The sequence below is a fragment of the Ancylobacter sp. GW821-FHT10E12 genome (assembly GCF_058809335.1).
The window spans coordinates 36316-59359 of record NZ_JBXASN010000022.1; the positions used below are offsets into that span (position 1 = coordinate 36316).

22 protein-coding genes and 2 pseudogenes are annotated in these 23044 nt (G+C 64.6%); 7 read left to right on the top strand and 17 right to left on the bottom strand.

What is annotated here, in order from left to right; translation table 11 throughout:
* Positions 1-21: 21 nt before the first annotated feature.
* On the top strand, positions 22-693 hold the full coding sequence (locus AC1RU4_RS23450; RefSeq protein ID WP_492893776.1) for a GntR family transcriptional regulator: 672 nt from the start codon (positions 22-24) through the stop codon (positions 691-693).
* Between the two features lie 61 nt (positions 694-754).
* On the opposite strand, the gene AC1RU4_RS23455 is transcribed toward AC1RU4_RS23450, so the two are convergent.
* From AC1RU4_RS23455 to AC1RU4_RS23500, 10 genes and pseudogenes are all read right to left on the bottom strand, one after another.
* Positions 755-1456: an SDR family NAD(P)-dependent oxidoreductase gene (locus AC1RU4_RS23455; protein WP_492893778.1), complete on the bottom strand. Its 702-nt coding sequence runs from the start codon at positions 1454-1456 to the stop codon at positions 755-757.
* Positions 1457-1494: 38 nt separating this feature from the next.
* Positions 1495-2211, bottom strand: a complete 717-nt coding sequence (locus AC1RU4_RS23460) for an ABC transporter ATP-binding protein (RefSeq protein WP_492893780.1) — start codon at positions 2209-2211, stop codon at positions 1495-1497.
* Entirely contained in the window at positions 2192-2935 is a 744-nt protein-coding gene (locus AC1RU4_RS23465; protein ID WP_492893782.1) for an ABC transporter ATP-binding protein, read from the bottom strand. The genes AC1RU4_RS23460 and AC1RU4_RS23465 overlap by 20 nt, the downstream gene beginning before the upstream one ends.
* Entirely contained in the window at positions 2932-3954 is a 1023-nt protein-coding gene (locus tag AC1RU4_RS23470) for a branched-chain amino acid ABC transporter permease (protein WP_492893784.1), read from the bottom strand. Before AC1RU4_RS23470 ends, AC1RU4_RS23465 begins: the two co-directional genes overlap by 4 nt.
* Positions 3955-3962: 8 nt before the next feature.
* On the bottom strand, positions 3963-4847 hold the full coding sequence (locus AC1RU4_RS23475; protein WP_492893786.1) for a branched-chain amino acid ABC transporter permease: 885 nt from the start codon (positions 4845-4847) through the stop codon (positions 3963-3965).
* Between the two features lie 201 nt (positions 4848-5048).
* Positions 5049-6314 carry an ABC transporter substrate-binding protein gene (locus AC1RU4_RS23480; protein ID WP_492893788.1) on the bottom strand — a complete coding sequence of 422 codons (1266 nt, stop codon included), beginning with the start codon at positions 6312-6314 and terminating at the stop codon, positions 5049-5051.
* Between the two features lie 233 nt (positions 6315-6547).
* Positions 6548-6720: pseudogene (locus tag AC1RU4_RS23485) on the bottom strand (IS701 family transposase); the annotation flags it as partial.
* Between the two features lie 109 nt (positions 6721-6829).
* Positions 6830-7669, bottom strand: coding sequence for a type 1 glutamine amidotransferase domain-containing protein (locus AC1RU4_RS23490; protein ID WP_492893790.1), 840 nt, complete (start codon positions 7667-7669; stop codon positions 6830-6832).
* Positions 7670-7740: 71 nt separating this feature from the next.
* Positions 7741-8439, bottom strand: a complete 699-nt coding sequence (locus AC1RU4_RS23495) for a type 1 glutamine amidotransferase domain-containing protein (protein ID WP_492893792.1) — start codon at positions 8437-8439, stop codon at positions 7741-7743.
* A gap of 175 nt (positions 8440-8614) precedes the next feature.
* Positions 8615-8830: a hypothetical protein gene (locus AC1RU4_RS23500; RefSeq protein WP_492893794.1), complete on the bottom strand. Its 216-nt coding sequence runs from the start codon at positions 8828-8830 to the stop codon at positions 8615-8617.
* A 232-nt stretch (positions 8831-9062) separates the two neighbouring features.
* Between AC1RU4_RS23500 and AC1RU4_RS23505 the strand changes: the two genes are divergently transcribed.
* The 3 genes and pseudogenes from AC1RU4_RS23505 to AC1RU4_RS23515 all read left to right on the top strand — a co-directional run bounded on the left by AC1RU4_RS23505 (position 9063) and on the right by AC1RU4_RS23515 (position 10952).
* A complete protein-coding gene (locus AC1RU4_RS23505) occupies positions 9063-9989 on the top strand; it encodes a LysR family transcriptional regulator (protein WP_492893796.1) in 927 nt (308 codons plus the stop codon).
* Positions 9958-10535: pseudogene (locus tag AC1RU4_RS23510) on the top strand (transposase); the annotation flags it as partial. The gene AC1RU4_RS23505 and the pseudogene AC1RU4_RS23510, both read left to right, overlap by 32 nt.
* Positions 10527-10952 (top strand): GNAT family N-acetyltransferase, encoded by a 426-nt coding sequence (locus AC1RU4_RS23515; protein WP_492893860.1) that lies wholly within the window; start codon positions 10527-10529, stop codon positions 10950-10952. The pseudogene AC1RU4_RS23510 and the gene AC1RU4_RS23515, both read left to right, overlap by 9 nt.
* A gap of 51 nt (positions 10953-11003) precedes the next feature.
* Here the strand turns inward: AC1RU4_RS23515 and AC1RU4_RS23520 are convergent, their stop codons facing one another.
* The 5 genes from AC1RU4_RS23520 to AC1RU4_RS23540 all read right to left on the bottom strand — a co-directional run bounded on the left by AC1RU4_RS23520 (position 11004) and on the right by AC1RU4_RS23540 (position 16450).
* A complete protein-coding gene (locus tag AC1RU4_RS23520) occupies positions 11004-12245 on the bottom strand; it encodes an autotransporter outer membrane beta-barrel domain-containing protein (RefSeq protein ID WP_492893798.1) in 1242 nt (413 codons plus the stop codon).
* 11 nt (positions 12246-12256) lie between these two features.
* Complete coding sequence (locus AC1RU4_RS23525; protein WP_492893800.1) at positions 12257-13618, bottom strand: hypothetical protein; 1362 nt, start codon at positions 13616-13618, stop codon at positions 12257-12259.
* A gap of 180 nt (positions 13619-13798) precedes the next feature.
* Positions 13799-15295 carry a hypothetical protein gene (locus AC1RU4_RS23530; protein ID WP_492893802.1) on the bottom strand — a complete coding sequence of 499 codons (1497 nt, stop codon included), beginning with the start codon at positions 15293-15295 and terminating at the stop codon, positions 13799-13801.
* Positions 15296-15581: 286 nt separating this feature from the next.
* Positions 15582-16088: a Spy/CpxP family protein refolding chaperone gene (locus tag AC1RU4_RS23535; RefSeq protein WP_492893804.1), complete on the bottom strand. Its 507-nt coding sequence runs from the start codon at positions 16086-16088 to the stop codon at positions 15582-15584.
* 29 nt (positions 16089-16117) lie between these two features.
* Positions 16118-16450 (bottom strand): GCG_CRPN prefix-to-repeats domain-containing protein, encoded by a 333-nt coding sequence (locus tag AC1RU4_RS23540; RefSeq protein WP_492893806.1) that lies wholly within the window; start codon positions 16448-16450, stop codon positions 16118-16120.
* Positions 16451-16753: 303 nt separating this feature from the next.
* Between AC1RU4_RS23540 and AC1RU4_RS23545 the strand changes: the two genes are divergently transcribed.
* From AC1RU4_RS23545 to AC1RU4_RS23555, 3 genes are all read left to right on the top strand, one after another.
* On the top strand, positions 16754-17404 hold the full coding sequence (locus AC1RU4_RS23545; protein WP_492893808.1) for a response regulator: 651 nt from the start codon (positions 16754-16756) through the stop codon (positions 17402-17404).
* Positions 17401-18741 carry a sensor histidine kinase gene (locus AC1RU4_RS23550; protein ID WP_492893810.1) on the top strand — a complete coding sequence of 447 codons (1341 nt, stop codon included), beginning with the start codon at positions 17401-17403 and terminating at the stop codon, positions 18739-18741. Before AC1RU4_RS23545 ends, AC1RU4_RS23550 begins: the two co-directional genes overlap by 4 nt.
* Before the next feature lie 721 nt (positions 18742-19462).
* Positions 19463-20161, top strand: a complete 699-nt coding sequence (locus AC1RU4_RS23555; protein ID WP_492893812.1) for a TetR/AcrR family transcriptional regulator — start codon at positions 19463-19465, stop codon at positions 20159-20161.
* A 47-nt stretch (positions 20162-20208) separates the two neighbouring features.
* Here AC1RU4_RS23555 and AC1RU4_RS23560 read toward each other — a convergent pair whose 3' ends face one another.
* Entirely contained in the window at positions 20209-21681 is a 1473-nt protein-coding gene (locus AC1RU4_RS23560) for an aldehyde dehydrogenase family protein (RefSeq protein ID WP_492893814.1), read from the bottom strand.
* Positions 21682-21744: 63 nt separating this feature from the next.
* The gene (locus AC1RU4_RS23565; protein ID WP_492893816.1) at positions 21745-22956 is read right to left on the bottom strand and encodes a saccharopine dehydrogenase family protein; all 1212 of its coding nucleotides are present in this window, start codon (positions 22954-22956) and stop codon (positions 21745-21747) included.
* Positions 22957-23044: the final 88 nt, after the last annotated feature.

The window sequence follows — 23044 nt, forward strand, 5'->3', positions numbered from 1 at the left end:
TCGAAGAATCGAAGGTCGCCAATGGCGGAACTGCAGCAGATCGAGAATGAAAACCTTTCAGCGCGCGTCTATGGCAGCATTCGACGGGCACTGATCGACGGGCAGTACGAGCCAGGCGAACGCCTGCGCATCTCCGTGCTGGCAAGCGAGCTCGGTACCAGCATCACGCCGGTACGCGAAGCCATTTTCCGACTCGTCAGCGAGCAGGCGCTGGAGATGAAGGCCGCCACCGCGATCCATGTGCCGATGCTCGATGGCGAACGGCTGCAGGAGATCCAGCTGATCCGATTCCAGCTCGAAGGAGCAGCAGCGGAACGGGCCACTCGCCTCATTACCGATCGGCAGCTGCGCCAGCTCGAGGCAATCCAGCACGAATTCATCGAAGCGGCGGCAACCAACCCCAAGCAGGCCAGTATCAAGAACCGCGACTTCCATTTCGCACTGCTCGACATCGCGCAGCTTCCGCGCGTGGAATCCATCGTCGAGAACATGTGGACGCTAATGGGCCCGCTGCTCAACGTGTTTCACGCCACCATGCTGCCCCGGCACATCGCCGGTAGCGAGCACAAGCACTATGACGTGCTCGCGGCGCTGCGCGCCCGCAATCCGGTGGCTGCGCGCGAGGCGATCCAGGCCGATATCGAATGGGGCCGCGTGCTGATCGACTGGGTCGATCAGCACGGTCAGAAGTGACCTTCGGCAGAGAAGACGTCTTCGGCCATCCCGGTCTGGCGCGAAGACGTCGCACAATAGATCACGTGATGCCGTAGCCGCCGTCGACGGGAATGATCGCGCCTGTCACATAGGCTGCGGCGGGAGAAACCAGGAAAGCCACGACCTCGGCGACGTCCGCCGGCACGCCCCAGCGCTGCATCGGGATGCGGGCCATGATGGCCGGGGCGCGTTCGGGATTCTGCAATGCGCCGGACGACAATCGGGTCTGGATCCACCCGGGCGCCACCGCGTTCACGCGGATGTTGTCGGACGCCAGAGCCACCGCGTGGGAGCGCGTGAGCTGCACCACCGCTCCCTTGCTCGACGCATAGGCCGGATTGCGGGCGGAGCCGAAGAAGCTCCACATGGAGGCGATGTTGACCACGCTTCCCGCGCCGGCCGCGAGTGCCTTGCGAAAGGCCATGGTGACGAGATGCGAGCCGGTGAGATTGACGTCGAGCACCCTGCGGAAGCCATCCGCCTCGAACTCCTTGCCCTCGTGCAGGATCATGCCGGCGCAGTTCACCAGCGCGCCGATCTCAGGAAACCGTGCCGCCAGATGCATGATGGCGGCTTCGTCCGTCACATCGAGCTCGGCGAAAGCGGCATCCGCGCTGAGGTCCGCATCCTTGTCGCGTCCGACCGCGATGGCCGTGTAGCCGGCCTGCGCCAGGCGCTGCATCACGGCCCGGCCGATGCCCGTGCCGCCGCCGGTGACAATGGCCACCTTGTTGTTGTCCACTGTGCTTCTCCGTCGAAGTGAGGTTGATCGGCGCCGGCCTATAGCCCGAGATAGCTGGCGCGCAGATGATCGTTGGCCAGCAGCTCGGCCCCGGTGCCGCTGAGCGTCATGACGCCGTTCTCCAGCACGTAGCCCCGGTCCGCCATCTCCAGCACCTGGAACACGTTCTGCTCGATGATCAGGATGGTGAGATCACGCTCCTTGATCCGGGCGATGGATTCGAACAGGCGGTCGACCATGATCGGAGCGAGGCCCAGCGAAGGCTCGTCAAGGGCCAGGACGCGCGGCAGCGCCATCAGCGCGCGACCCACCGCCACCATTTGCTGTTGCCCGCCGGACAGCGTGGAGGCGTTGAGCGCCTGGCGCTCCTTCAGGATCGGGAACAGCTCGAAAACCTCATCCAGCGTCTGGTTGCGCCGGGCGCGGGCACGCTTGTTCTGAGCACCCACCAGTAGATTCTCGCGGATCGACATGCCGAGGAAGAGCTGCTTGCCCTCCGGCGACTGCACGAATCCGCTCTCCACGACCTTGTGGGGTGCAAGGCCGGTGATGGTCTCGCCAAAAAGGCGGGCCTCGCCGCGGCTCGTCTTCAGCAGCCCGGACAGGGTCCGCAGCAAGGTGGACTTGCCCGCCCCGTTGGCGCCGATCAGCGCCACGATGCTGCGGGGTTCGAGCACCAGATCGATGCCGCGCAGCACGTCCTGGTCGCCGTAGCCGGACCACAGGCCGCGAACCTCAAGCGCGGGCGTCGACATAGCGCTCTCCGAAATAGGCCTTGAGGACATCTGGTTGGCACACGACCTTCTTCGGCGGACCATCGGCGATCAGCTTGCCGTAATCGAGCACGATGACCCGGTCGGACAGGCCCATGATGACCTTCATCACATGCTCCACTATGAGAATGGTGATGCCTGAATCGCGCACCTTGCGGACCAGATGCACCATTTCGCCGGCCTCGTTCGGCGTGGCGCCGGCGACCACCTCGTCCATCAGCAGCAGGCGTGGACGGGTGGCGAGGGCGCGGCCGAGCTCCAGTTTGCGGCGGTCGAAGGCGGTCAGGTCGTCCGCATCGATATGGGCTTTGCCCGACATGTCGAGGAAATCGAGGACGCGTTCCGCCTCCGCGCGCGCCGCGCCTTCCGAGGCCGTCCGCACGAAGCTGCCGACCATGACGTTCTCCAGCACGCTCAACCCGCCGAACGGCTTGGAGAGCTGGAAGGTGCGGGCAATGCCGAGCCGGCAGATGTCCCATGGCTTCCGATTGGCGAGGCTGCGGCCCTCGAACAGGATCTCGCCGGTGTCGCTGCGTATCGCTCCGGCGATCATGTTGAAGGCGGTAGTCTTGCCGGCGCCGTTGGGGCCGAGGAGGCCGAGGATCTCGCCCTCCTCCAGATGGAATGACAGGCTGCTGACAGCCTGCACGCCGCCGAAGCGCTTCGAGATGCCCTTCACGTCGAGGATTCTGCCGCGCGCGCTCATTGTCCTGCTTCCTTCAGCACGTCGGCCTTCGGCACCGGCTTGACCGCACGGGCCCCCAGCCAGCGCTGGATCGGCGTGATGATGCCCTTGGGGAGGTAAATGACGGCCAGCATCAGCACGATGCCGTAGATGACGAGATGCAGCCCGAGGAAGCTGCCGCCGATCGTCGCCCGCACGGTCTCGCCGATCGGGTGCAGCAGCAGCGCGCCGAGAGTCGGGCCAAGTATCGTGCCCTGGCCGCCGACGATGGTCATGATCGCCATGTCGATGGACAGGTCGATCCCCATGTTCCGCTCCGGGTTGATGTAGCGGAACATCTGCGCGTAGTAGGCGCCGCCGATGCCGGTCAGAAACGCGCTGATGGTGAGCGCGATGAGGCTGTAGCGTGTCGGATTGACACCCAAGGCCTCCGCGCCGTCGCGGTCACCCCGGATCGCCTTCAGATAGAAGCCAAGGCGCGAGCGCTCCATCAGCGCGGTCGCCGCTATCACCGCGACCAGCAGGGCGAGTATGATGTAGTAATATATTACCTTGCCATCGAACTGAAAGGCAAGGAAGCTCGACCCGCCCACCGGAGGCACTGTCAGTCCCTGCGCCCCCTTCAGCGGGATGCCGAGGAAGTCGTCGGTGTTCTCCAGCCAGATGCGCAGGATTTCGGCGAAGGCGATGGTGGTTAGGGTGAAATACGGTCCCTTCAGGCGGAAGGTGGCATAGCCCACCGGCACCGACAGCAGCGCGGCGAACGCGCCGCCGGCCAGCATGCCTATCCACGGCGTCAGCCCGAGCTGGGTGAACAGCAGCACCGTGACGTAGCCCGCTATGCCGGAGAAGGCCGCATGGCCGAGCGAAAGCTGCCCGACATAACCGCAGACGAAGTTCCACGAGGACGCCATGTAGGCGAAATAGAGGATCATCGCCGCCGAATGCAGGAAGTAGCTGTCCCGCACGGCCAGCGGCAGGAGGAGCCCGATGGCCAGCAGCGGCGCGCCGAGGACGAAGGTAGCGTTGTTGCGGAGCATGGAGAACCTCACCCCCGGCCCATGAGGCCGTGCGGCCGCACAAGCAGGATCAGGATGAACAGGCCGAAGGAAAAGATCGCCGCGGAGGTGGCGGTCACGAATTGGGAGGTCACGGATTCGAACACCCCGAGCAGCAGTCCGCCGAGAATCGAACCGGGGATGGAGCCGATGCCGCCGAGGACCACCACGAGGAACGACTTGATGCCGAAGGACAGGCCGATGCTGGGAGTGATCGAGAAGAACGGCACCAGCAGCGCGCCGAACAGGCCGAGCACCGAGCAGCCAAGCCCGAATGTGACGTTGTAGACCAACGGCACATTGATGCCCGACAGCGCGGCTGCATCGCGGTTCTGCGCCGTCGCGCGGATCGCCCGGCCCATTTCGGAATATTTGAGCCACAGCGAGAGCGCCGCCGCCACCAAGATTGCTGCGGCGAAGCCGATCAACCGCGCCAGGTTGATGGGCAGGCCGGCCACGAAGATGGATTCATAGGTGATGTCGACCATCACCGAACGCATGTCCGGCCCGAAGGCCATCAGCACCAGATTGTCGACCACGAGATACACGCCCGCCGTCAGCAGCAGGGCGCTCGTGGGCTCGACCACCAATGCCCGCTCCCGCTTGAACAGCGGCGAGATCACCATGCTCTGGACGAGATAGCCGACCAGGAACAGGAAGGGCACCGTGCCGAGGATCGTGACGTAGGGATGCAGGCCGAGCGTTGCCCACATCAGGTAGGAACAGTACATCGCCAGCATGAGGAAGGAGCCGTGCGCGAAATTGATCACGCGCATGACGCCAAAGATGAGGCTGAGCCCTAGCGCGACACCACCATAGATCCCGCCAATGAGAAGTCCGTTGATGACCGCGAACGAGAGGGTCAACAAATCCATATGGCTACTCCCGTAACGTCATGTTGAGCGCGGCCGGATGGGGCATGGCCCGGTGCAGGGTCGGTGACCGCCAGCGCGCTGCCGGTAGCCCGGCTCATCATTTGTAGGTGTTTGCCCCTGCACGGGGGCTATTGGCGATGGAGTATGCCGTGCGTGGCGGCGAAGGGGGCGGCGGGCCCTGGCCCGACGCCGCCAGCCCGATCAGCGCTGGGACCAGTCCGGCACCGGCCAGACCGGCTTGGTATCCAGCGCGCGGTTTTCCTGCGGCCACACGGTGCGCCGCTCGCCGGCGATGTTCTCGGAAATCACGCCATGTGCAAAGGTGTTCTGCCCCTGCTCGTCGAACTTGATCCGCTGGTAGCCTACGATCAGCGGCATGCCGGAGGTGATGTCCGTGGCGGCGAGTGCGGCGCGGATTTTCTCGCGGTCCGGGGAGGCGGCGCGCTCCAGCACGTCCTTGACAATATAGACGTTGGAAACGCCCTGGGCTCCGTAGGAGTTGATGTCGTAGCCGGCCAGCGCGTTGAAGCGCGTGTTGGCATCCAGCACCTTCGGGTCCTTGTCGACCTTCAGGCGGTCGATCTGCCAGTCTTCCTGCACGAACAGGTAGTCGACAGCCTTCCGCGGGACCATCTTGTAGAAGGACGGGTCTTCCGATCCACCGCCGACTGAGTGCAGGCCGTAGGGGATATTGAGCTTGTTCTCGAAGAACTGGCGCGTGAATAGCAGATGATCCGGCGTATAGGCGACGACGATGAGCGCGTCGGGCTTGCCGCTGCGGATTTTCAGAAGCTGGGAGGTGAAGTCGACCTGGTTCGGCGGGAAGGATTCATCCAGAGTGATCTGGTAACCGCGCTCCTTGGCGAACTTCTTGATGTTGGCCGCATGTGAGCGGCCCCAGTCGGACCCTTCATAGAACAGGCCGATGGTCGTTGGGCCTTTGCCCGTTTCCTTCTTCAGCAGGTCAATGGCATCGAGTTGCTCGCGCGCGTCGTAGGTGGCCTTATTGTTGGGGCGGAAAATATACTTGAAGCCACGTTCGGTGATCTCGTCCTTCACCGCGCCGGTAACGAGCCAGGGCGTCTTGTAGCGCTCGGCGACTTCAGTCGCCGGAAAGGTGACGGCACTGTTATAGGCACCGATCAGCAGCGAGACATTCTCGCGCTGGATGAGCCGCTCCGTTTCGGATGCGCCAATGTCGGGCTTGGACTGGGAATCGGCGAAAACGAGTTTCAGTTTGGCGCCGCCCAGTGAAGCGATACCGCCGCTCCCGTTGATCTGGTCGGCGGCAACCTGAGCGCCCAGCTTGGTCTGGTTGCCGATGGTGGCAGAACCGCCGGAAAGCGGAAGGACGAACCCGATCGTCACATCCGCCGGCGTCTGCGCATGGCTGACACTCGGCACCACGCTGCAAGCCAGAAGCGCAGCGACGAGTCTCCATCGCACGGACGGTAATTTGGTAGCCATGTTCCCTCCCAACAATCAGCTATTCTTATTGCAGCTGATTTTAGTTTTAACATGCATCATATATCATGTTTATTGAAGTGGCTGTCAAGCGGCGTGCGGGAGGGCCGCCTATTGGAGCGTGAACGTCAGAAGACGTGGCCTTTCACGCCTCGCTGCGCAGTTCCAAATCGACCGGATTCCACCCGCCACGACTTTGGCAGATTGTGGTTGATGCGCTTACGGCAGTGCGGACATCGCTCGCCAGTGGAGCGGCGCTCGCCGATCAGCCAAGCCTCCTCTCCGGGCAGGTGCCGTCCGCCCACGGCGCTGCCGTCCGTTGCGTCGGGACATCGGCGGCACGCACACGCAGGGCGGCGAGGCGGGCCGACAGGCGTTTCTGCGTTCCCCGCCGCCGACTGACGCTGCGCTAGACCTTCATGCGCAGCCGGTTCGTCTCCTGGGTATAGGCGTCAGAGAACTCGATGAAGATTTTCGGGTCGAGTATGCGGCGCCGGGCGCGCCGCGCTCGTGATGGCCTACTTCAGGCGGCGCAGCAGTTCTTTCGCGACGGCCGGGGCGGAGGCGGGATTCTGACCGGTGATCAGTTCACGGTCGGTGACGACGTATGAGGTGTAGGGAACCGTGTTGCTTTGGTAGTTGGCACCCGCATCCTGAAGCGCTGTCTGGGGGTAGAACTTCATCTCGCCGCCCTTGAGCTGGCCCTTGGCAATTTCTTCTTCCTGGTTGCTGATCACCGCCATCCGATAGTCGGCATAGATCCAGTCCTGCGCCTTCGCAGAACCGCTGGTCTCAAGTCCACGGACGAAAACTGGGGCGTCCGCCATGGCCGAAAGCAGTGCGATCGGGCCGTGGCAGGCCAGCGCCGTGGTCTTGCCCTTCGTGTGGAAGTCGGTGAGAAGCCTGCCCAGTTCCTTGCTGACCAGCAGGTCCTGCATCGGTGCATGACCACCGGGAACATAGACGGCGTCGAAATGATCGTAGCCGATCTGTTCGATGCGGGCGAGGCTGACAATCGGTGAATCGGTCTTCGAGGTGAGCTTGAGCGTGTCGAGCAGAGCGCTGCTCTCGCGCATCGCCACCTCGTCACCGCCGAAGTGCATCTTGTCCACGGAGGACTTGTCCAGCGTCGGGGCCATGCCGTTGGGGGTGGCAAAGGTGATCTGATGGCCGGCGTCAAGCAGCGCCTTTACCGGCTGCATCAGCTCATTGAGGTAGAAGCCGGTCTCGAGAACCTTGCCGTCCTTCAGGTTGAGGTGATCGGAGTCCGAGAGGATGACCACGACATTGCCGGCTTGGGCGCCGGCGGTGCCGAGGCCGAGCGCCAGTGCGGCAGCGGCGATGCGGAAGAGTTTCATCTATATTCCCCAGGCGAAGACCATCCACCGCCCTTCCGGGCGGGGAGGTTGTTGCTATGAATGCTGCTGGATCAGTTGTTGGCGGTCAGGAGGTCGCGAAGGGCCTCGCCCACACCGCTCGCCGATTGCGGATTCTGGCCAGTGACCAGCCTGCCGTCGACGATCACCTTGGCCGTCCAGTCCGGAGCCGCGTGGTGATGCGCACCGCGCTCGGCAAGCGTGCTGGCGAGCAGGAAAGGCACGACCTTGTCGAGCTTGACCGCGCGCTCCTCGTCGTCGGTGAAGGCGGCGACATTCTTTCCGGCGACAAGATGCGCACCATTGCTGAGCGTGACGTTGACCAGTGCGGCCGGGCCATGGCAGACGGCGGCAACGATACCGCCGGTTTCGTAAATGGCGCGGGTGACGCTGTTGACAGCCGGGCTCGTCGGGAAGTCCCACATCGCGCCGTGGCCGCCAGCAAAGAAGATTGCCGAGTAACGCTTCGGGTCCACATCGGCGAGGCGCAGCGTGTGGCGAATGGCGTCGCGGAAGCCTTCGTCGTTCCAGTAGCGGGCATTGGTCGTGTCCTTGAGATCAAGGCCATCGACCGGCGGTTCACCGCCTTCGACGGAGGCGAACTCGACCGGAATGCCGGCCAGATCGAGAACCGCCAGGGGGTGTGTGACCTCGCCGAGGAAGAAGCCGGTCGGCTCGCCGCCTTCTCCTTTTTCGTCGTGACTGGTCAGAACAAACAGGACGGGTTTGCGCTCCTGAACTGTATTGGCCATGATTTTTCTCCTGACTAAGATGACTGATTGCTAGCGTCCAACTACAGGAGATTTATTATTTCTCATTGCGGCGATAAAGGTCGGATCAGGGAATTCATTTGTTCTCCGATGAGCAAGATCGCGTCCTGTGAACGATGTCGGCATTCGCCAGTGCGCCCCGATGGCTGCGCCTAAATCAGGGCCTTGCCGATGAAAGCGGCGTCTTCCTGAGTTCGACCCTGCCGAGGGGCCGCGGTCGCACCAGGCCCACATTGTTGACGACACCGTCGATGCGATATCGCTTGGAGATGTCGGCAAGCGCTTCCTGTGCCTTGTGACGGTCCTCAAGATCGACCGGGAGGAGCAGGCCCGGAAATACGTTGTCGTCGGCATGACGGGCAAGTCCGATCACCTTGTGCCCGCTCGCTGCGAGGCGCCCGGAAAATGGCTCGCCCGATCCCCTTGCTTGCGCCGGTTATGAGGAATGTGCGGGTTGCAGCCATCAACAGCACCTCTTCAAATTACGCGAACAGGGTTGCTCCACGGCAGGGCCATCGGAACCACGTCGATCACGGCACTTTATTGTCGCCTCAGTGAGGGATAAATCCTTCCTGCAGGAACTGATTTATTCGCAAGAGGCAAGAATGAGTCGTCGATTTGACCACCTTGGCGATGTGGAAGCGTTCGTGACCGTCGCGGAAAAGGGGTCGATGACCGAAGGAGCGGTCACGTTGTCGACCACGCCTTCGGTCCTCAGCCGGGCTATTACCCGGCTGGAAACGCGCTTGGGTGCTCAGTTGATGCGCCGGACGACCCGACGGCTGAGCCTGACCGATGCCGGCCGTGCCTATCTCGAGCAGGCGCGTGCCGCGTTTTCACTGATCGATGATGCGGAGCGGACAATTCAGGGAAAAGACGGGGAGTTGCTGACCGGTAATGTGCGTCTCAGCGTGCCTACGACCTACGGTCATTACAGACTGCCGTCCATGCTGAGTGGGTTCGCCCATGCCTATCCCGAGGTCCAGATCGAACTGAGCATCACCAATCGCAACGTCGACCTGGTAGCTGAAGGCTACGATCTGGCGATCCGCCTCGGGCCTTTGCCCGACAGTGGCCTGGTCGCCCGCAAACTGGAGGATGCTTCGCTGCGTCTGGTCGCCGCTCCGGGTTATATCGAGCGGACGGGCGCGCCTCGGTCGATCGAGAATCTGGCGGAGCACCAGTGCCTGCCCTTCGTCATGCCGAGCACCGGCCGCTGTGCGCCGTGGCTGTTCCATGTCGACGGTCGCGACATCGAGTGGACGCCGCCTGGCCGTATCCGGGTTTTTGACGACGTGTTGGGCGTGATGTCGCTTGCGGAAAGCGGGTTGGGCATCTGCCAGACTTACGATTTCATCGTGCGCGATCGCATCGAGCAGGGACGCCTGGTCGAAGTGCTGCAACACGCGCGAGGGCGTACGCGCCCATTCTCTGTCATCTTCGCTCCGCATCGCCGGCTCTCGGCCGCTACGCGGGCGCTTATCGACTACCTCACCCGAACTGCATCAAGCGTTTGGAGGGCAGGCCGATGATGGCGAGCGGACTGGGGTGCAGGAGGCTCTGTTCTACGAGTTCAGCCTGGAGCGTCATGTCCCTGCCGGCCACCTCGTGCGGGCCATCGACAGGTTTATCGACCTTTCCGGCACCCGGGCGCACCTCAAGCCTTTCTACAGCGAGACCGGTCGGCCCTCGATCGACCCGGATCTGATGATCCGGGTGCTGCTCGTCGGCTATTGCTTCGGCATCCGCTCGGAACGGAGGCTGTGCGAGGAGGTCCACCTGAACCTTGCCTATCGCTGGTTCTGTCGCCTCGGGCTCGATGGCCGCGTGCCGGACCACTCGACCTTCTCCAAGAACCGTCATGGCCGTTTCCGCGACAGCGATTTGCTCCGGCATCTGTTCGAGACCGTGCTGCAGCGTTGCATCGCGGAGGACTGGTCGGCGGAGAAGGGTTTGCTGTAGATGCCAGCCTGATCAAGGCCGAGGCCAGCCGTCAAGCGGGGCTATCGCCCGCGGCAGCCGGACGCGTGGTCGAGGAATATCTCGCCGTGCTCGACGATGCAGCTTTCATCGCCGCCCGAGGCGCTTGGGATCGCCAACGTGAAGAGACACAATTCCGGTCCCAACTGCGGCTCGCCGACACCAGAGTGATCCGGCTCGACCACGAGGAAGTCGGCTTCATCACTGTCGCCCCAATCAGCCCCACGTGCACCCAAGTTCACACGTTGTGCGTGAAGACAGATAGCCAGGGTACCGGCATTGGAACAAGCGTGCTGCGGGAACTCATGTCAGCCGTCAGCGACGGCGGGGCTCTTGAGCTGTCCGTCCTCAAGACGAATGGCTGCGCTCATGCCCTTTACGAACGGCTCGGGTTCGAGGTCACTAGGACGAGCACACATCACATACGCATGCGCTGGGTCCCCGGCGCAGCTCGGAGAACGACCACTAACCTGTTCGCAGGTGCCCTGGGAATGCCGTGTGCCGGCTTCGGATAATTCTCATGCCGGACTGCCCACCGAGGCAGACCCCAACGATCCGCGCATAGGTCAGAACCGATAGTTGAGCTTCATCGTGCCGGCATTGTCACGGTAATCGTCGCCGAAGGTACCGGCATATTCGAGCTTCAGATCCCATGCGCCGGCCCCAAGGATCTGCGTACCGAGCTTCACCTGGAACAGCTGGTCCGGCAGTTCGGTCTTGGCATCGAAGCTGCCGGCGGCCGCGGGCGCGTCGAGGAAGCGGGACGACGTGGTCCAGCTACTATCATCGAAGAAGACACCGCTCACCGACGCATAGGCCAGCAGGCTGGAGCCGTTGCCGAACGCGATCGGCAGATCCGCCTCCAGGGTGGGAGCGGCCGCGAAGCGCCAATCGTCGGCGCTGCTCACGCGCGCGGCGAAAGGACTGTCGCTGTTTTCCGTGTAGCCGCCCGTGTAGCCGTAGAAGGCATGCAGGTCGAGATAGGGCTTCAGAATCCAGCCTCCCATGGGCTGGAAATAAGCGATGCGCGCATGCAGGCCGCCATAGACCGATTCGACCGTGTTGCGGCTGAAGCTGGCCTCGGCGCCGCTGAGAGCGAAGCGATTGGTGTTGTCGTAGGAGGTGTAGCCGGCATCCGCCGACACGGAGACAAGCCAATTGTCGACCTGCCGCTTGAGGATCACGCCGGCCGCGAAGCTGGTGCCGTTCGCGTCGGTCACGCCGTTGTCGGCGTCGATACCGCTCCAGCCGATGCCGGCGGAGCCGCCAAGGAACCATCCCTCCGCGATCTCCTTCTGGATTCCGGTCTGCAAAAGGGTGGAATCCTGGCTGAAGTCGGCGCCGGACGTGACGTTCATGCTGTTCGCCGTCACGCGGGCCCAGGCACAGTCCCGCTCCACCAGCAGCCTGGCCGCGTCGAGGATCGGACAACTGTTCATGTGTTCCGCGAAGGACATGCTCGCCTGCGCCTGCATCGCCCCCGCCATGGTCGCGGCATTCTCGGCAAAGCCGGACAGGCCGACGGCATAGCTGCCGGCATCGGCGGCGGCATTCTGCAGCTGGACATAGCCGTCGCTGAGGCTGCCGGCCTCGTCGAGCTCCCACGAACGCTGGAGATAGGCGGCGACACTGCGCTGCGCGCCCGACAGGCTGGCGCTGTCGTCGAGGAAATGCGCCGAGACGCTCACCTGGAGGCTGGTGCCGTCGACGCGGCTGCCGGTGTAGGTGAACAGGTGGCTGTTGCCTGCCGTGACGATCGAGAGCGAGGAGGAGAGTGCCAGCGCGCCGTCGGAGGTGATGAGCGTCACCGGCGTGCGGCTCAGCGAGAGCGGGTTGATCTCGAGCCTGCCGTCGAGGCTCGCCGCTCCGGTGATGTGCAGCAGATCGCCATTGCCCCCCCCCCCACATGGTCAGCATCGAGTACCGTCGTGCCGGCGGTGCTCTGGGTGAAGGCGCCATCGATCTCGATCGTGCTGGCCTTGCCCGCGCCGCCGACGATCAGCGTGCCCGCATTGTCGAACCGTCCGCCGGTGCCGAGCGCCATGGAACGCACGGCATTCACGGTGCCCGTGCTGTAGAGATAGAGGTTGCCTCCATTGACGGCTTGTGGGCTGCCGTCGAGCGTCCCGTAGTTCGCGATATAGACGAAGCTGCTGTCGATGATGATCGCATTGCCACTGGCGGCGGAGATGGTGCCGTAATTGGTCACGGTATTGGCGAATGCCTGCTCCTGGCTGGTCGAGCCACCACGCAGAGAGATACCGGCCGTGGTCGCGCCGCTGCCGCCCGTCACCGTACCGCCGGAGCCGTCGGACGGGCCGACCGCGATCAGGATCGCGGGCTGGCTGGTACCGGCGGCGCCGGCGCTCTCGGCGAAGATGCCGTTCGAGCCCTCGCCCGAGGCCGAGACGCTGGCGGTGGAGGCGACCTGCACGGTGACCGCACTGCCGGTGCCGCTGCCGCCGGCCGAGCCGCTCACCACGCCGGCGTCGGTGGTGATCCAGCCGCCGCCGCCGATCGACTGGGCGAGGATGCCGTATGCGCCGTCGCCGAGCGTGAGCAGCGACCCCGTGTTGGTGACCGTCACCAGCCCGCCCCCGCCGCCGCCGCCGCCGCTGCCACCGAGACCGAGGGTGGTGCTCAGCGTGTACTCGCCAGCCGAGGACTGGGCCGAGCCGTCGCCATTGCCGCTGACGCCACCGCCGCCGCCGATGCTCTGCGCGAGGATGGCATAGGAGGATTCGCCGGACGTCACGACCGGGCCGGAACTGGTGATGGTCACATGCTCGCCGGCGCCGCCCGAGCCCTCCGAGCCGCCGATCGAGACCGCGCTCGTGATGTCGATGTCGGCGCCGGCGGCATAGGCGGTGGCGGACGTGTCGCCACCGGTGCCGCCGCCGCCGCCGATGCTCTGGCCGGCCACGCCCGAGGCGTTGGAGCCCGAGGTGACGACAAGGCCGGTATTGCTCACGGTCACATGACCGCCCGTGCCGCCGGAACCGCCGCTTCCTCCCATGGAGATGCTGACGCTGGCCGCGGGCACGTCGTCCGCCGAGGCCGCGTAGGCGGAGGCCAGCGACGCTCCCCCGACGCCACCGCCGCCGCCGATGCTCTGCGCGAGGATGCCATAGGCTCCGGCCCGCGGTGAGGATGGTGCCGCTATTGGTGATGCCGACGCCATCGGTCTGATTGATCCCGCCACCGTCGCCGCCGGCCCCGCCGGCCCCGCCGTCGCCGCCGACGGCCACCGCGACCCCTATCACCGCCGAGCCGGAGGTGCTGTTGGCCGCGCCGCCACGCCCGCCGCCGCCGCCGATGCTCTGGATCAGCAGGCCGGTGGAATGCTGGCCGGAGGTCTGGATCACGCCGCTATTGGCGAGATCGACGCTGTTGCCGTCGCCGCCATTGGCCCCTTAGCCCCCGACCTGGGTATCGACGAGGAAGCCGCCGCCGCTCGCATTGCCGCCGGCGCCACCGCCACCGCCGACGCTCTGGGCGAGGATGCCTTCGGAGAGCGCGCCAGCGGTGGTGATCGACTGGCTGCTGACGACGGAAACGGTGCCGCCGTCGCCGCCGGCACCGCCATTGCCGCCCCCTCCCGCCCAGTCATGATCCGGCCCGCCGCTGCCCCCGGACGCATCGACCGTGACCGCGCCGCCGGTGCCGCCGGATTGGGAGCTGCCCCCTGGCCGCCCCAGCCGCCGCTACCGTCCGCTCCGGCGGCTCCGCCATTGGCCTGCAGCAGCACGCCGGGGGAGAAATCGCAGGCCGTGGAGCCGGGCGGGCAGGAGATCGCCATCACGGTGTCCGTGCTGGTGTAGGTGAGGTCGCCGGCAATGCCGCCTATGCCGCCGCCCGAAGGCCCTTCCCCTCCCGTCCCCGCGTCGCCGGCGATGGAGGACGCCCACACCGCCGTGCCGACGCTGCTGATCGTACCGCCCTGCAGGGTGACGCTGACAGTCTCGCCGTTGCCGCCATTGCCGCCGGTGGCACCAGCAAGGCCGGTTTCGGCGTTGCCGCCGCCTCCGCCGTTGCCGCCACTGCTGGTGATGACCAGACCGAGGTTGGCCGACGTCAGCGACATCGTACTGTTGGTGGTCACGGAAACGGAGCCGCCGGCGCCGCCCGGCCCGCCCTCGGCGCCGGTGGCGGAACTGCTCTTGTGCTCGTCATAGCTCTGGCCGTTGCCGCCAGCGCCGGCCATCGACACCACCGTGAAGGCCGTGGCGCCGGGGCCGACGCCGTGATCGTGCCGCCCAACCCGGTGACGGTCACCGTCCCCCCATCGCCACCCTGGCCACCCTGCCCCCTGGTTCCCGAGATCATCGGCATAGGCACGGGTTCCCTCGCCGCCAGTGCCGCCGATCGAATAGATCTGGACGGTGCCGAGATTGATGTTGGCGTTGTCCGTGGCGGTCACGCCGGCCGCGAGCGAGAAGGTGATATCGCCGCCATTGCCGCCCGTACCGCCATTGCCGCCGTTCTCGTGGGAAAGGTCGGTATTGGCGCCGGCTCCGCCGCCTCCACCCATCGATAGCATCGATATGGCGGGCTGGGACGGTATGACCGGAGCCCCTTCGAAGACGCTGTAGGACGAGGGGGTCGTGAAGTCGTGCTGGAGATTCTGGGCCATCGTACCCGACTGGCCGGTTTCACCCGGATGATCGCCACCCGCAGCCGTCGGCTCGATGGTCTGTATGGAGCAGTTGCTGGTTCCGTCGGGATTCGAACTCGTCGTGCAGGCATTCCCGTCATCGGCCTGCGCCATGGTGCCGACGCCCGTCAATCCGCCCGCGACGCCGGCCAGCATCGTCGTGGTCAGCAGCATCGAGAGCCTGCGGCTCGAACGCAGCGGCATTCCGGTCATCATTCAGCCCCCTGAGCAGACATCTAATTTCCCCGCCGGCCACCGGAAGCGCGGATCACGCGGGCCATGGAGAAACTCGCGGCGATCCGGCTCGCCGGCACCGAACACAGCATGGACGCGGATCGGATCGCCCAACCGCGATCCGATCCATTGCTTCCGGCGCCTTGCCTCGGCTGGCACCGGTCACGAGCAGAAGAGAAGACGATTTCCCAGCCTTCCGCCGGGCGGCCATCCACCGGTCCTTACGTGCACGACACGGGCCCTCCGGGACGGCCGCCTACCGTTCCTCCTCCTCGAAAAGCCACAGCGACCTCGTCGCCAGCGGCGACTGGGGATCGACCGTCATGCCGAGGAACGCCGGCATACGGTTCTTCTGTTCCTCGGTGAGCGCCGCGACGAGCGGGCGGGCCGCCGTGACGAAGCTCCTCAGATCCTGGCCGCGCGTGACTTCAGCCTCCCCGATCCGGTCGAGCGCATCGAGGAAATCCGCAGGCGGCCTGGCGTCCGCGCGCTGCTTTCCGCGCGCCATCGAATCCGCCGCCGCCTTGCGGATCGACGCCTCCAGCGGCGGCCACAGCTTTTCCTGCACGGGCGTCAGCTCCAGCACGGTCTTGAGCGCCACGAGGCGTGCGTTGAGGACCGCCTTCGCGTCGGCATCGGTGTAGATTTCGATGATCTGGCCCTGCTGGGGCGCGGCCGGCGCATTCTGGGCATGGGCGGCCGCCCCAGCGAGAAGCAGCCAGCCGGCGATTGCCGCGCCGATGGCGGACGTGACGTGGTTCATATCCATTCTCCGCAATGAGATCGGGCTGCCTACTGCCATGTGCCGTCCGGCAGGCGGCCGTGAAAGGGCGTGTCGCGGCAGTGACCCCAGGGCCCTCGCCAGTAGCCGGGAGGGCAGCCATTCCCGGCTCCGCCACCTCCGTAGGGCCCGTAATAGCCGCCCGGATAGGGTCCGAAGCCGAATCTGTGGCAGGCGCCGCCCGGCCCGCGATACCAACCCGGCCCGCAGCCATCGGCGACGGGAACGATCTGCGCCGGCGGCGCGGCGGACGAGGAGGCCGGCAGCGGCAAGGCCGTCGCCGCCAATGCGGAGGCAGCCAGAAATCCGAGTACCGCTACGCATTTCAACAGAGGAACCATCATTCGAGAATCCTTCGCTTCATCAAGGAGATCGGCTTTCAACAGGCTTCGTCATCCGGACCAGCCGCCGCGGCCGAGGCGCTTCCTCCAGGCGGCACGGCGCCGTTCGACTGCGGGCTGCCGAACCAGCCTCCCTCGTGCGATCCGCCGGATCATGTCGCCAAGTTTCACCATTCCCGCGACGCTAGCGGGATCGCGATGTCGCGTCTGTCGGGCGCCGACCTACAGCCTGTGCCGGGCCGGCGTGGTAGGCTTCATCCCGATCCGGAAATGGCCATGAGCGGAGGAGGTCGGGTGTCTGTGCCGGTGGGACGCGTTCTCATCATCGACGACCATCCGGTGGTGCTCTACGGGCTGCGCTTCCTGTTCGAGCGCGACGAGCGCTTCGTCATCTGCGGCGAGGCCGCCAACAGCGCCGGCGCGCGGGAGCAGGTGGCGGCGCTGCGGCCGGACTATGTGATCCTCGACCTCGTGCTCGGCGGTCGCGACGGCATCGAATTGCTGCGCGACCTCCTCTCGCTGGCGCCGGCGACCCGCATCCTCGTCTATTCGAGCCAGAACGAATGGAGCTTCGCGCGGCGCGTCATCCGTGCCGGAGCGCGCGGCTACGTCGCCAAGTCCGAGGGGCTCCCCGTCGTCGCCCAGGCGCTCGGCATCGTCGCCTCCGGTGGCATCTTCATCGGCGAGGCGGTGCGTCAGCGCATGACGGAAACCTTCGATCCCGAGGGCGAGGCTGGCTTCGCAGGACGGCTCGACCAGCTCTCCGACCGGGAATTGCAAGTGTTGCGGATGATCGGCGACGGCGCAACGAGCCGCGCCATCGCCGGTGCGCTCAGCCTCTCCATCAAGACGGTCGGTACCTATTGCGACCGGATCAAGGTCAAGCTGCAGCTCGAAAGCCTGAAGGATCTCGAGGCGCTCGCGCGCGACCATGTGCAGGGGCGCCTTACCCCGTGAGCGGCTCCCATCGCCTGCGCGACCTCCTCGACCCGCGTGGCGGCGACGAGGTGATGCGTCCGGACCGGCGGCTGCGGCTCAATCTGCGCCGCGTCGAGCTCGCCTCCCTCGCGCTGATCTTCGATGCCGCGGTCGAGGGCGCATTCAGCTATTTCCGCCCAAGCCTTGGCATGATGGCCCTGAGCGGGCTGGCCATCCTCATTGCGTTTCTCTTTCTGAGAGCCGCACGGCGTAGCCAGCGGGAAGAACGGGTACGCTTCGTCTGGCTGCCGGAGATATTCGTGGTGGTTGCCCTGCTGCTCTCGCAGGCCGCGGGCTATTTCATCTCGCTCGGCGGACGCATCCCCAGCGGCTATGCAATGGTCTATCTCGCCGGGGCTGTCTTCTTTCTGATCCCGCCACGGCGCTTCGCGTTGATCGGCCTCGGTACCTTCTTGATCTTCGTGCTGTGGGTCTCGCTGCTCGACGCCAGCCCGTTCGACAAGACGGTGGCGATCTTCAACACCGGGCTTGCCGTCGTCGCCGGCATATTCGGGCGGCGCGGCCTGCATCGCATGCAGGAGACCGAACAGAACCAGCAGATACAGATCGCGGCGCAGAACGAAGCCCTGATCATCGCCAACGAACGGCTCGGCCGCGCCAATGCCGAGCTCGCCAGCCTCATGGCCATTGCGGCGCATGACCTGCGCAGTCCCCTGTTCGGGCTGCGCAGCCTGCTCGACCTGGCCGCATTCCGGCTGGATTCCTCTTCGCACGCCCTGCACGATCTGTTGCGTGAGGCCAGCGAAAGCATCACCGCGATGCTGGCGCTGGTCGGTCGGCTGCTCGAGGCGCACGAGACGGAAGGACGCCCCGCCCGCCTGCGCGATGGGGTGGATCTCGGCAAGGCGCTGGAGCGGGCACGTCAGCGCAGCGCCGCCAGGGCGGCGGGCAACGGGATCCGGCTGGCGATCGAAGCGCCGCCTCACCCTGTGCAAGCCACGGCGGACGTGGAAGCACTCGACCAGATCTTCGACAATCTCGTCTCCAACGCTATCCGCTTCTCTCCGTCCGGCTCGACCATCCGTCTGCTTGTGGGGAACGAGGGGGATCCTTTCGTCGAAGTGATCGACGAAGGCGTCGGCATTCCGGCAGAAGAGCGCGAACAGCTGTTCGGCAAGTTTCGGCGGGGGGCGACCCAACCGGTCCATGGACCTCGCGGATCGGGCCTCGGTCTCTATATCGTGCGCACGCTCTCGCAGGCGATGGGGGCGGAGGTGAATTATCGACCCACGGCGACCGGCGGGTCGGCCTTCAGGGTGCGTTTTCCGGCCGCGATCACGGCTTTCTCAAGCTGACCAATCGGGACTGACCTTTTGCGCCAGCGCCCCTCATGTCTGATCCTCGCCTAGATGCCCACGGATTACGCCAAGTGAGGTCAGCCCTCCATTTTGAGATTGCAGGCTTGGAACCTGCGAGATGCGCCATGAGCGGAAATTGGCGCCGAGCCCAACAGCGGACGTTCTCGGATGGGTGCAAAGCAATCGTCCGCGCCCCGATCCGCGTGGCTAGCCGCTTCGGCGGAAGAAGCCGCGGACGATAGAGCGCCGCGAAGCCCCCCGCTCAGGTCCCCAAGCGCTCTGTTGGCGATATCGCGGATCGGCCGCAGCAGATGATTTCGCCGAACCCGCTTCTCCGGGGTCACACGCGGCTCGCGGCGGCTAGGACCTCAGGGCGTCGTCACGAGTTTTGTATGGGGAACGCAAAGCTGATTGACGCGGAATCGACCGGACTAAGATTCGATTCGTATGTTGATAGGCAACGCCGTGCGATATTGTGCCCCAAATAGCGTGATGCCTGCCATGAGAAGCGACCATCCGGAGCGGACGGCCGCAAGACTCCCATGTCGTTGCGGCCTCTCGGCGGCCCAGCCACTCCGTCGCGGCGAGCGAGCCGTCGAGGCTCTGGCACCATTAGCCGAGACGTGGGCTTCCGTCTCTCACCGACCTGTGCTCTATCACCTGCCAAGACTGCGCACGAAATAACAATCTTGAGAGTTTCTTTCCGTTGGGGTTGGTTATGAATGAAATTGCACAAGATGGAGAAGAAACAAAGAGGAAGAGAAATGCGATTGCCATTCGTCGAAAGATATTAACGGCCTCCCGAGAGCTTTTTGCTGAGTCGGGTTATCAAGGGGCAACGATTAGCCGTATTCGTGACAAGGCGGACATTTCTATTGCAACGTTCTACAAATATTTTGACTCGAAGCAGTCGGTCCTGCTGGCTCTGCTTGAGGACGAGCGTGAAATTTATGCAGACTCAATCAAGAGTGCGCTCGATGCGGCGGTAGATGAGCCGGTCGCCTATATGACTTCCGTCGTTGAAGCCCTGCTGGACCCGCCCGCCGACCCCAGACTGAAGATGCTGTGGCGCGAAACGATCGCGGCAACCATTGTCCTTGCCGCCGACCCCGTGGCAGGCCCACAGATCAGGTCCGATCACGCGTTTTATCTTCGCCAGTTGGAATGCGCTTTCGACCACCTCGAAGACCGCGGCCTGCTGAAAGCAGGCACGCCGATCAAGACGCTTCTGACGGTCGTGGAATGCATTGTCGCGTATGGCTTCCAGAATTATGTATGCGACAGATATCCAAGCCGAGGAAAATTTCTCAAGCACATCAAGCAACAGCTCGCTGATACTCTGGAGCCCTGGCTCTCCTCGGTGGAGTCTTCACGCCATGATGACAGAAGCCGTCCCGGGAAGCTTCGAATCAGTTGACCGAGCAATCCGTACGCACCGCTCGACAATACTCCGCGGGAGTAGCTCTATTTGGAATACCATCTCCAGCGGCTGTTATCGAAGCGTGTGATCTGCTTGATCTCGAGATAATTCTCCAGCCCCCACCGACCTAACTCTCGACCGATCCCTGACTGCTTGTAGCCTCCCCAAGGCGTTTCGGTGAAGGTCGGTTGCGAGCAGTTGATCCAGACGATGCCAGCTCGCAGGGCGGCAGCGACGCGAGCAAGCCGATCTTCGTCGTCCGACATCACCGCAGCCGCGAGCCCGAAGCGGGTGTCGTTGGCAAGCTGGATCGCCTCCGCTTCGCTTGCAAAGCGCCTCAGGCAGACCACCGGGCCGAAGATCTCTTCGCACCAGGCACTGCTTTCCAGCGGCACGTCGACCAGTACGGTGGGTGCAACGAAATAGCCCGTGTCATGGCCGGCCGCGGGGCCGCCGCCACAGGCGATTCTGGCACCGTCACGACAGGCCTGCCGGATCGAGGAAATGACCTTGTCCAACTGGAGCCTGGAAACGAGCGGGCCGAGCAGCGTGCCCGGCTTCAACCCATCGCCGATCGTGATCCTGGCGGTTTCCTCGACAAGGCGGGCGAGCACCCGGTGATAGATCGCCTCGTGGATGAGTACCCGCGACGTCGCCGAGCAGACCTGCCCTTGGTTCCAGAAGATGCCGAACATGATCCACTCGACAGCCTTGTCGACGTCGGCGTCCTCGAAAACGAGGAAAGGCGACTTGCCCCCGAGCTCAAGGCTGACGCGCTTGATGTCCCGGGCGGCTGCAGCCATGATTTTGGAACCGGTCGGCACCGAACCGGTGAAGGCGATCTTGTCGACATCCGGATGGTCGACGAGAGGCTGGCCTGCGGCGCCGCCAAGCCCGGTCACGATGTTCAGCACGCCGGGAGGCAATCCCACGTCCTCGGCGATGGTGCCGAGTTCAAGCGCCGTGAGCGGTGTCAGTTCGGAAGGCTTCAGCACCATGGTGCAGCCGGCAGCAAGGGCGGGCGCCACCTTCCAGGCCGCCATCAGCAAAGGGTAGTTCCAGGGTATGATCGCGGCGGCGACACCGACCGGCTCGAGAATCGCCTTGGCTGTGAAACGGGGATCGCCGAGCGGGATGGCCTCGGCCGATCGGCCGTCCAGCTCGTCGGCAAGGCCGGCGTAGAACTCGAAGCAGCCGGCGGCGTCTGCGACGTCCCATTCCGCCTCGGGCAGCGGCTTGCCGTTATCGATCACTTCCAGGTGGGCCAACTCGGCCGCGCGGACGCGGATCGTATCAGCGATCGCCCGTAGAAACCGCCCGCGTTCCCTGCCGCTCAGCCGGCGCCACGGCCCGTGCTCGAAGGCCTGCCGGGCTGCCTTGACCGCCCTGTGGACATCGGCGGCCGTGGCGGCAGGGGCATGATGGATGACGTCCTCGGTGGCCGGATTGAGCACCTCGAAGGTCCTGCCCTCCATCGGCCGAACCCACTGGCCATCTATGTAAAGTGCGTCGCGCATCGTCGGTTCTGCTCTTGCAGCAATGGTTACAGCATGTCTTCGGGAGAGGCTTGGACCGATCCCTCAGACGTCATCTCCGGGCGAGAACGCTACCGGTATGTCGGTCATGACCCGGAATTTGCGACGCTCCAGTTCGGCCAGGAAGGAGGAGGTCTCGAAGAACTCCTCCGGGCCCCAGACGCCCGGCTTATGCGGGGTCTCGGCCATGAGCTGCACGCCGATCGACAGGCCCATCGACGTGGCGGCGTCGACATAGTCCTCATACAAGGCGTCCGGCGTGCCGATGACCGCGCAATTGATCGTGCTCGGCTTGCCGTCCTTCTCCCCGTGGCCGATGGCGAGGTGAATTTCCTGCGAGGTCGTTTGCGGAATTTCATCGTCGTGCCGCTGGATGTTCCTTTGCATCAAGGCATCGAGGAATTGCCGGGGATCGACGCTGACCCCACCGACCTCGATCGGGTCGTTAATGCGGCCGAACCCCGCCTTCACCAGGCCGACCCACGCCTCATGATCCTTCTGGGGCAGATGCAGCTTCCAGGTGAATTCACGAATGCCCTTGTCCCGGATGCCTTCGGCCAACGGGACGGTCAGAGGTTCCGAATGCTGGGTGAAGATAAATGTCGTACGACCGAACGGTTCGGGCAGCTCCAACGTCTCCTCGCCCTCCTGGGGGGCGACTTCCCTGTGGGCGCCGTCGAGGAACTGCATCGACGGGTTGGCATACTCGCCGAGCACCGTCGATAGGGCGTAGGGCGGCACCAGAACCGGGCTGTCCGGCCCAAGGCGCTTGGCGGCCCAGTAGAGATTGATCCGATCGATGCGATCGAGACGTTCCGCCACCGCCTTGCAGATGACATTCGAGACGCCGGGATCGGCGCCGAGCCCCAGTATGGCGGTCAGGCCCGCTCGCTGCCATTCTTCGTGGAAAGCTTTCTGCTTGACGGTGAAAACCCCCATGCCGCCGAAATCGACATAGGTCTTCCGCATCTCGAAACAGGTTTCGAAGATGGCCATGTGGTGGCCGGCAAAGACCGGCACAGCGTTGACGCAGACGTCGACGCGCTGCAGCAGGGCCCGCAATTCCCTGCCATCGCTGACGTCGAGCTTTACGGGCTCGAGGCGGGGATCGCCGAGCTGCTCGGTGAGGTCGCGCGCCCTCTCAAACGATGTATCCGCGACGATGATCTCCTGGATATGCCGCGAATAACCCGCAACCATGTCGCGCACGGAACCGCTGGCCATAGCGCCGGCACCGCCTACCATCAGAACCTTCATCGGTACTTCCTTGCTCAGCCCGAGCCACGCTCGATGCGCGCCCGGTGCAATGACATTTCTGGGGTCTCAGGCAGACAGGGCCGACATT